Genomic DNA, 9,163 nt, shown 5'->3' with positions numbered 1-9,163 from the left:
GGGCTACGCTCGCGTCGATCAAACCAGGCTGGCGGCCGTGGCTCTGCCGTGGCCGGGAGCGTGCGCATGACCGGGCCCGCCACGATGTTGTCTCGCGCCGAGGCCTACCTCGCTTATCGGGGCCAGAACAAGAGGAGTGCGAAATCGTACGCTAAGGGCGAACGGAAAGAGAACTTATGCGACCCGCCGTAGCCCGGCTGGCAGACGCAGCGATCGAAATCCGTTCGGCATTTGATGTTCAGCATCCCAGGTGTAGATGCCGGTAAGGTTGATATGTTCCCAGCTGAGCGGCGAGATGTGCTTCGACAGAGTATCAGGAATATCTCGACCCGCTCGCTTCAGCTGTGTGATTGCACGGTCGAGGTAGACTGTATTCCAGTGGACGATCGCACTGACGACGAGGTTAAGACCAGAGGCGCGGAACGCCTGGCTCTCGAACGACCGGTCGCGGATTTCGCCCCGCTCGTGGAAGAACACAGCGCGTTTCAGCTTATGGGCGGCCTCGCCCTTGTTTAGACCGGCTTGGCATCTCCGCCGTAGTGCCGGACTTGAGTACCATTCGATCATAAAGAGCGACCTTTCGATACGGCCGAGTTCGCGGAGCGCCCTCGCGAGATGGCTCTGCCTTGAAGACGCGCACAGTTTCTTGAGGATCGTAGACGGCACCACGGACCGTGTCGTGATCGACGCCGCGAGATGGAGCAGATCGTCCCAATGATCGAGGATCAGATTGGCATTAATCGGCGTCCCGATATGGTTCGACAGCGCCGGATATGCGCCGCTCTTTTCAAACGTATGGAACTTCCGGTCTTTGAGATTGCGTAGTCGCGGTGAGAACCGCTTTCCGATCAGGGCGAACAGCCCGAAGATATGATCGCTGGCTCCGCCTGTGTCGGTAAAGTGTTCTTGGATGTCGAGGACCGTGTCCTGATCGAAGAGCCCATCGAGCACATAGGCCGCCTCGCTTTCGGTTGGACTGATGGGCAAAATACTGAAGTAGCCGTACTGATCTGACAGATGGCTATAGAATTTCGATCCTGGCACACTGCCGTAATGCAAGTTGATGTCACCGCGCTTTGCAGCACGATCGCTCGCACGGAAGAATTGGCCATCGGACGATGACGTTGTGCCATTGCCCCAAAGGCGGGAATGCGGATGCTGGGTGTGGGACTCGGTGATGCACTCTTGCGCCGCGCGGTAAGTCTCCGATCGAGCATGGAATGTGCGCATCCAACCAATCTGATGAGCGCTGATCCCCTTGGATGCGCCCGCCATTCGCTTTGGGCCGAGGTTCGTAGCATCGGCCAGGACGCCCGCCAGCATGGCAGAGACATTTTTCGGGACGTCGCCGGTGCGAACATGCGTGAATGAATCTGCAAACCCGGTCCATTCATGCACCTCCCTTAGCAAGTCGGGAACCTCCACCAACGGATACATGTCGCTGACCTCGGCATTCAGTTCCTCGGCGGCCGGGGGGACTTCGCTGGCGGTTGGCGTGACAATCAAGGTTCCTGCCTCAAGACGAACTCCCTCGAGCTTTCCGGATCGTGCTCTGTGCGCCAAACGCGTCAGGTTGAAGTCGAGCATCTGACGCGCTTCGGCAAGCCACTGCGCGCCGTCGCTCTGGACCCCCAAACCGAGACGATCTTCGACCTTCATCGTGATGAATGTCGACCGCGGCATCAGATGCTCATCGATGGGCCGGAAAGATCGGCTGCCATCGACCCAGATCTCCGCAGATCTAAGCCGGTCTCGTAAAGCAGCGAGCGTCGCGATTTCGTACAGACGGCGATCGGGTTTTCCTTGTTCGAAGATAAGCCGTCGATCAGTTTGGCTGAGGTGAGTGAGCGGCATGCGATCCGGGAGTGTCCGCCGCATCTCGGCATAAAGCCGTTTCAGCAGCGCAACTGCCGCTAGAAGTGGATCGTGGCGACGCGCTGAGCGGAACGTGAAGGCTAGAAGGAACGCGCCAGCATATTTGTAGACGTTCGCATATTGCTCGGCTGCGACGATCAGCGATGGCGCCTCGTTGTCGTCGACCATCGACTCAAGCTCAGGCTTCATCCGAAGCAGCCGGTCCCAGCCGACCCTTTGGTCGAGAACATCTAATGCATTCCGACCATGGTCGTTGGCAGACTGCAGGGCGGTGATCGTATCCAGAAACATGCGCAGCGCTTTGGCGGTGTTCGCTCTGCAGTCCATCTGCCGCTGCTTCTTCCGATTGTTGGCTTGCGAGAACAACTTGCCCATCAGTTTGATGAACATCGTCACAGCATCGTCCGTGAGCTTCTGGCCAAGCTTGATGACTTGAGCCACGATCAGAGCGTGGCGACGGCTGGTGTTGAAGTCGTTGGCAAGCCAGGCCGGCGTTGCGTTGCCCTCCCGGATCATCTGGTCCCACCGTCCAGATGATACGCACGCCTGCAGTTCCGAATCGATCTCCAGCCGCCGCAGGAAAGCTATCCGCTCGGTCAGCCCGACGAGGTTCGACGCAGCCGGCGCTTCTGGCGCCGAGCGCAGCCAATGAAAGCGCGTCTGGCCGATCGACGGGTCAACCTCTAACAGCCTATCCAGTGATTGAAGCCTATCGAGCGGGATGTTTTCAATCAGAGTTTTTTCTGCCCGGCGCCGGGCTATGGCACGGCCGGCAAGGCCGATGCGTTCGATCGTGTCGATCGCCGGCAAAAGAACTCCGCGTTCGCGAAACGCGGCGACAATCGATCTGGCTATCGCAGCCCCGTCATCGGACATGGTTGCCGCTTGAATTGCCGCCAATAGCGCGGCGCGGCGATCTTGCAGCGTCGCGCTTCTCGTATCCAGATAGACCATTAGCCGCGACATATGATCCCGACGGGTTTCTTCTCGACGTGCATAGAGGGAAAATTCGTCTGGAGCGGCGCCGATCTGGTCAGCAACATACTTCAACATGGCGCGAGGCGGAGTTTCTTCTGCTCCAAGCACTCGACCCGGGTATCGCATCAGACATAGCTGGATGGCAAAGCCGAGCCGATTGTGATTACGTCTCCGCAGTTCGATCTCCAGGCGATCCGCCAATGACAACGAATAGTGGCGGATGAAGCTGTCCTCGTCGACTGGGATATCGAAAAGCTTCCGGCGATCTTGATCTTTGAGAAGCTTGCGCTTTGCCATCGCCCGACTCCATTAACGACCAACCTGTGTGAAGCGTTGTCGAGTCGGACCGGACAGAGAAATCAAAATTGGCGCGTGTCGACGGCAATCCACAGAGATCGGATGCTGCACATCCGATCTACTGCATCGTTCCGGTTTCGTTCGGCCTTAGCGTACGATTTCGGACTGCTCTTGTTCTGACCCCGATCAGGTCCGGGAGGGAGCGGCCAAGCCGGTCGAGCCGCCACACCACCAGTGTATCGCCGGCACGCAAGGCCTTCATCGCCTGCGCCAGCTCGGGCCGATCGGCGTGTTTGCCGGATGCATGCTCCGAATAAATTGGATGGCATCCCTTGGCGCGCAGCACGTCGAGCTGGGGAGCGAGGTCCTGGTCGGCCGTGGACACGCGCGCATATCCGATCCGGCGTGTGCCGGCATGCCCGGGGAGGGGGGTAACAGCTATGTTCAACATTCAACCTGCGGCAGGGGTTTTCTGATCGCAGTTTCTCGCACGGGTTGTTGAACAATTCAACGCAGCAAAACGCCAGCTTTCCCGCCGCTGTAGGCAGTGTGCATTAAACGGCCGTTTTACGAACAGTTTGAGCCTGATGTCGCGGGTGAGCTCGCCGATCGCTGCCCGAAAATGGCTACTCGTTCACGGATCCGACAGACGGGAACCATCCCGCAGCCAAGGCGTTGAGCGCTTCAGATGAGGTCCTTACGACGGGGACGTCCGATTAGATGGAGAAACGACATGAGGGCACTATGCTGGCACGGTAAGGGCGATGTCCGTGTCGACACCGTCGCGGATCCCGACATCAAGCACCCGCGCGATGCGATCATCAAAGTAACCGCCTGCGCGATCTGCGGGTCGGACCTTCACCTGCTGGATGGATATCAGCCTACCATGGAGGCCGGCGACATCCTCGGCCACGAGAACATGGGCGAGGTCGTGGCGCTCGGGTCCGAGGTCACCAACCTCAAGATCGGGGACCGGGTGGTGGTGCCGTTCACGATCAGCTGCGGCGATTGCTGGTTCTGCAAGAAGGGTCTGTTTGCGGCCTGCGATCGGACCAATCCGAACGCCGAGATGGCCGCCAAGGCGATGGGCCATTCGCCCGCCGGGCTGTTCGGCTTCAGCCACATGCTGGGCGGCTACTGCGGCGGCCAGGCGGAGTATCTCCGCGTGCCGATGGCGGATGTCGGGCCGATCAAGATTCCCGACAACGTTACCGATGAGCAGGCCCTCTTCCTATCGGATATCTTCCCGACCGGCTACATGGCCGCCGAGAATGCGCAGATCGAGCATGGCGACACCGTCGCGATCTGGGGCTGCGGTCCGGTCGGCCAGTTCGCCATCCGCTCCGCGCTGATGATGGGCGCCGGCCGCGTGATCGCGATCGACGAGGTGCCCGAGCGACTCGCCATGGCGGAGGCCGGTGGCGCTGAGACGATTAACTTCGCCGAAACCGATGTCTATGACGAGCTGCAGGCGCGAACCAAGGGCCGGGGCCCCGACAGCTGCATCGATGCTGTCGGCTGCGAGGCGGCCGCGCACGGGGCGGCGGACGCGGTCATGGACAAGGTGAAGGCAAGCATGATGCTCGCCACTGATCGCGTCCACGTCCTGCGGCAGGCGATCATGAGCTGCCGCAAGGGCGGCACGGTCTCCGTGCCCGGCGTCTACGTGGGGATGGGTGACAAGCTTCCGATCGGTGCAGCGATGAACAAAGGACTAACGATCAAGCTCGGCCAAACCCACGTGCAGCGCTATACTAGACCGTTGCTGGAAAAAATCGTCGCGGGCGCGATCGATCCCAGCTTTGTGATCACGCATCCGGCCAGTCTTGAAGACGCGCCAGAAATGTACGCTAAATTCCGCGACAAGGAAGAAGGTGTGATCAAGGTTGTTATGCGCCCGCACGGCTGATTGGCGGAATAACCGGGAACAGGACGCTTATCGATGCCGATCGGAGGAGATCGCGGCCAGCCACGGCGCGACCGCACGCCAAGTGGCGCTTCGCTTCCTGGTGCGTCGGCCATCGCTGTTCGCTATCCCCAAGGCGCCCAGCGCGGAGCACGCTGCCGACAATGCGGGCGCCGGCGCGCTGCGGCTGACGGACGCCGAACTCGGCATGATCGACGCGGCGTTCCCGCTCGGCGCCCGGCCGCGCGAACTTCCCATGATTTAGGCCCAGGACGCCTTCCGTGGAGCTCGAGGCGCTACCATCGAAACAAGGAGAGAAAAGATGCACAAGGCACTGTTCGTAGGCATTGAAGCCGGGCCGACCCACCAGGAAGATGCCGCTGAATTCCTCCGGGGTGCGCTGGAGCCGGTCGAGCATGAGCAGGACACGCGGCACTGGTACGCGCTGCGCTTTGGCCCCGCCGACTTCGCCATCTTCGATACCTTCCCCGGCAATGCCGGCCGGCTGAAGCATCTGTTCGGCACGGTCGGCCGGGCGCTGGTGGTGAAGACCTTCACCATCCTCAACGGATTGCCGGAGATCGAGCCGGCCGACATCCTCGCCCTCAAGGTGCCGGCGGCGGACGCCCTGCCGCGCTTGGCCCTGCATGTTCCGCTTGAAGCACGGGACGGTGCGGAGGAAGAGGTTGCCCGCTTCCTTCAAGGAGCCCGATCGGCCGTGGAGCGGGAGCCTGGCACCCTGTCGTGGTACGCTCTGCGTCTCGGAAAGACTCGGTTCGCCATCCTCGATACCTTCGCCGACGAGGCAGGGCGCGAGACGCATCTGTCGGGCGAAATCGGCACGGCGCTATCCGGAAGCGCTGCTTCGCTGTTCGCCGAGCCTCCCCAGATCCACCGCGCACAAATCTTGGCGTTCAAGATTGCATCCGCTGGTGATGAGGAGAGGACGAGCAGGAACATGTAGAAAAGTAGGGACCTTCGAGACATCCTTGTTTTTGACTTTCGATCACAAGGATAATCGCGATGATGACATTCCGACGGGAAGTTTCACATAAGATGCGCGTTCTTCAACATGCCGAGCGTCACGGTGACGTATCGCAAACCTGCCGCTATTTCGGTATTGGCAGAGCCAGTTTCTATCGATGGAAATCGGCTTTCGAGCGCTATGGCGAAGCCGGGCTTGAGAACCGATCCTCCGCACCAAAAAATCCCGCTAACCAGAAGCCTGCAGAAGTCATCGAGAAAGTCTTGCATCTGCGCACCAGATATCATCTCGGCCCGATGCGCATTTCCTGGTATATGAGCCGGTACCATGCCATCACCATCTCTGACGCCTGCATCTATAGAATTCTGAAGCGGAACGGGCTTAGTCGGCTTCCCGGCGGTACGCGTGTTAGGAAAATCCATACCCAGAGATACGAGCAGCGCGTGCCGGGGCATCAGATACAGGTCGACGTAAAATTCCTGAAATTTGAAGGCGTTGACGGCAAGGTCGTCAAGCGCTTCCAATACACGGCAATCGACGATGCCACCCGCATCCGGGCCTTGAAGGTCTATGATCGCCACACCCAGGCCAACGCCATAGACTTCATCGACACCGTAATCGCCAAATTCCCGTTCCGCATTCGCGAAGTGCGCACCGATAATGGGCACGAGTTCCAGGCCAAATTCCACTGGCACGTCGAAGACCAGGGCATCCGGCACGCCTATATCAAGCCAGCGTCGCCCCAACTAAATGGAAAAGTCGAACGGTCACACCGCACTGATGATCAAGAGTTCTACCAGCTTTTGTCATATACAGACGACACCGACCTCGTTCAAAAGCTCAGCGAATGGGAGAGGTTCTACAACCTTGCAAGGCCGCATGGCGCTTTCAATGGAAAGGCACCTTACGAAATCCTCCGCGAACGCCTATAATCCAAACAAGGATGTCTCATCGCCCTTCAGAAGATTACAGCCTCGATGGTTCGTCGCAGGTGCGGGCTCGGCATCTTCGCGAGCGGGCGGCACGCCTCGATCAACGGTTCCAGTTCAGCCCACTGTTCGTCGCTCAGCATCTCAGCTTTCCCTTGGCGGAAAAGCCACCGACATAGAGTCAGGTGCAGGCGCTAACAGGCCCTAGTCGAGCGTCTGCCCGTCCTGGTCGCGCAGATCGTTGTGGATCGCCACCGCGGCGCGCGAGCCGGTGCCCATCGCCGTGCCGATCTGGTCCAGCCCATCGACCGCGTCGCCGGCGGCATAGACCCCGTCCAGGCTGGCGCGCTGGTGGGGATCGGTCGCATAGCACTGGCCGCCGACCAGATCGGTCCCCAGCATCCGCCCCAGGTCGTTGCGGGTGTGCGACCCCAGCGCGGCATACAGCGTGTCCATCACCTCGGTCTGCCCGTCGGCCAGCGTCAGCACCACCCGGTCGCCCGAGAAGTCGAACCCCGAGACGGGTGCCGCGACGACGCTGATCCCGGCCGCGTCGGACTGCGCCTGGGCGTCGGGGTCCAGCCCCTCGCCGGTCAGCGAGATCATCACGATGTCCGGGCTGTAGGTGCGCAGGAACAGCGCCTCGGCCAGGGCGTGTCGGTCGCCGCCCAGCACGCCGATGCGCTTGCCGGTCTGTTCGAACGCGTCGCAGATCGGGCAATAGCGCAGCAGGCCGCGGTCGACGGCGTCGGCGTGCACGTCCTCGGGGACCGGCGGGCGGTGGTTGACCACCCCGGTCGCCAGCAGGACGGTGCGGGCGGTGATCGGGCCTGCATCGGTCTGGGCGGTGAAGAGCCGGCCGTCGCGCCGCAGCCCGGTGACTTCCCCTCGGCGCAGATCGGCCCCGTAGCGTCGCGCCTGGTCGGCCATGTTCTCCAGCAGGTCGGCGCCGACCACGCCCTGCGGATAGCCCGCGTGGTTGTGCGACCGCGGGACCATCTTCAGCCGCCCCTCGCCCTTGTCGACCAGCACCACCTTGCGGTGGAAGCGGCCCAGATAGATGGCCGCGGTCAGGCCGGCCGGGCCGCCCCCGACGATAAGGCAGTCAATCCGTCCGGCGGTGGGGGCGTCTGGCATCGGGTCTCCTTCTGCGCGGGTGGGGCGCGACGGGGCGGGGCAAGGGGGTTCAGCGCATCCGCAACGCGCCGTCGATGCGAATCGTTTCACCGTTCAGATAGGCGTTCTCGACGATGAAGGCGGCCACCGGTGTCTCGAAAGCAGTGGCTCTAGAATACAAGTTTCCTGTCCCCGATCTCAAATAGAAAAAGCAGAGAAGGTTGGATTTGAGATCCATCCCCTCCGCCATCCGCGCCGTCACGGGTGTGGAGCCGTATCCCCGACGATATCAGGGATCGCATCATCACACTCGCGCTCGATCATGCCGATCTGTCGCCACGCGAGCTGGCGGTGAAGTTCACCGACATGGAAAGCTATTTCGTCTCAGAGGCTTCGGTCTACCGCCTGCTCAAGGCCCATGACCTGATCACCTCGCCAGCCTATATCGTCATCAAGGCCAATGACGAGTTCAAGGACAAGACCACGCGCCCGAACGAGATGTGGCAAACCGACTTCACCTACCTGAAGGTCATCGGCTGGGGATGGTTCTACCTTTCGACCATTCTCGACGACTTCTCACGTTACATCATCGCCTGGAAGCTGTGCACCAGCATGAAGGTGGACGATGTCACCGACACGCTCGACCTGGCGCTGGCCGCCTCAGGCTGCGACAAGGTCAAGGTCGAACACCGGCCGCGCCTGCTGTCGGATAACGGCCCGTGTTACGTCGCCTCAGATCTCGGCGAATGGCTGGAGAAATACAAGATCGAGCAGGTCCACGGCGCTCCCGGCCATCCGCAGACCCAGGGCAAGATCGAACGCTGGCACCAGACGTTGAAGAACCGCATCCTGCTGGAAAACTATTTCTTCCAGGAGGACCTCAAAGCCCAGATCGCAGCCTTCGTCGAGCATTACAATCATCGCCGATACCATGAGAGCCTCGACAATCTCACGCCCGCCGACGTCTACTTCGGACGCGGCCAGACCATCCTGCTCGAACGCGAAAGGATCAAACGAGACACCATCAAACAGCGCCGCTTGAACCACCACGCCAAAGCGGCTTAAATCAACCCGCAA

General features: G+C 60.8%; 8 protein-coding genes and 2 pseudogenes. 5 read left to right on the top strand and 5 right to left on the bottom strand.

Going from position 1 to position 9,163, the window contains the following annotated elements; translation table 11 throughout:
• Positions 1-174 precede the first annotated feature (174 nt).
• A complete protein-coding gene (locus DEM27_RS31545) occupies positions 175-3,150 on the bottom strand; it encodes a Tn3 family transposase (RefSeq protein ID WP_109462201.1) in 2,976 nt (991 codons plus the stop codon).
• Between the two features lie 118 nt (positions 3,151-3,268).
• The gene (locus tag DEM27_RS31540) at positions 3,269-3,535 is read right to left on the bottom strand and encodes a recombinase family protein (protein WP_474176031.1); all 267 of its coding nucleotides are present in this window, start codon (positions 3,533-3,535) and stop codon (positions 3,269-3,271) included.
• 348 nt (positions 3,536-3,883) lie between these two features.
• Here DEM27_RS31540 and DEM27_RS31535 point away from each other — a divergent pair, with 348 nt between their 5' ends.
• The 4 genes from DEM27_RS31535 to DEM27_RS31515 are packed head-to-tail and all read left to right on the top strand — an operon-like array spanning position 3,884 to position 6,973.
• Positions 3,884-5,059: a zinc-dependent alcohol dehydrogenase gene (locus DEM27_RS31535; RefSeq protein WP_109462200.1), complete on the top strand. Its 1,176-nt coding sequence runs from the start codon at positions 3,884-3,886 to the stop codon at positions 5,057-5,059.
• Positions 5,037-5,321 carry an aldo/keto reductase gene (locus tag DEM27_RS31530; protein WP_280954548.1) on the top strand — a complete coding sequence of 95 codons (285 nt, stop codon included), beginning with the start codon at positions 5,037-5,039 and terminating at the stop codon, positions 5,319-5,321. The genes DEM27_RS31535 and DEM27_RS31530 overlap by 23 nt, the downstream gene beginning before the upstream one ends.
• Before the next feature lie 57 nt (positions 5,322-5,378).
• A complete protein-coding gene (locus tag DEM27_RS34840; protein WP_109462199.1) occupies positions 5,379-6,020 on the top strand; it encodes a putative quinol monooxygenase in 642 nt (213 codons plus the stop codon).
• A gap of 59 nt (positions 6,021-6,079) precedes the next feature.
• Complete coding sequence (locus tag DEM27_RS31515) at positions 6,080-6,973, top strand: IS481 family transposase (RefSeq protein WP_109462198.1); 894 nt, start codon at positions 6,080-6,082, stop codon at positions 6,971-6,973.
• Between the two features lie 29 nt (positions 6,974-7,002).
• Here DEM27_RS31515 and DEM27_RS31510 read toward each other — a convergent pair.
• From DEM27_RS31510 to DEM27_RS34275, 3 genes and pseudogenes are all read right to left on the bottom strand, one after another.
• Positions 7,003-7,113 (bottom strand): annotated as a pseudogene (locus tag DEM27_RS31510) (IS5 family transposase); the annotation flags it as partial.
• Between the two features lie 61 nt (positions 7,114-7,174).
• Positions 7,175-8,107, bottom strand: coding sequence for an NAD(P)/FAD-dependent oxidoreductase (locus DEM27_RS31505; RefSeq protein WP_086493970.1), 933 nt, complete (start codon positions 8,105-8,107; stop codon positions 7,175-7,177).
• Positions 8,108-8,156: 49 nt separating this feature from the next.
• Positions 8,157-8,324: a hypothetical protein gene (locus DEM27_RS34275; RefSeq protein ID WP_165823705.1), complete on the bottom strand. Its 168-nt coding sequence runs from the start codon at positions 8,322-8,324 to the stop codon at positions 8,157-8,159.
• A gap of 8 nt (positions 8,325-8,332) precedes the next feature.
• Between DEM27_RS34275 and DEM27_RS31495 the strand changes: the two are divergent.
• A pseudogene (locus DEM27_RS31495) lies at positions 8,333-9,151 on the top strand (IS3 family transposase); the annotation flags it as partial.
• Between the last annotated feature and the right edge of the window lie 12 nt (positions 9,152-9,163).

It is taken from the genome of Rhizobium album, assembly GCF_003122325.1.
GTDB classification, from domain to species: domain Bacteria; phylum Pseudomonadota; class Alphaproteobacteria; order Rhizobiales; family Rhizobiaceae; genus Metarhizobium; species Metarhizobium album.
This window is presented reverse-complemented; position numbering and strand designations above follow the sequence as displayed.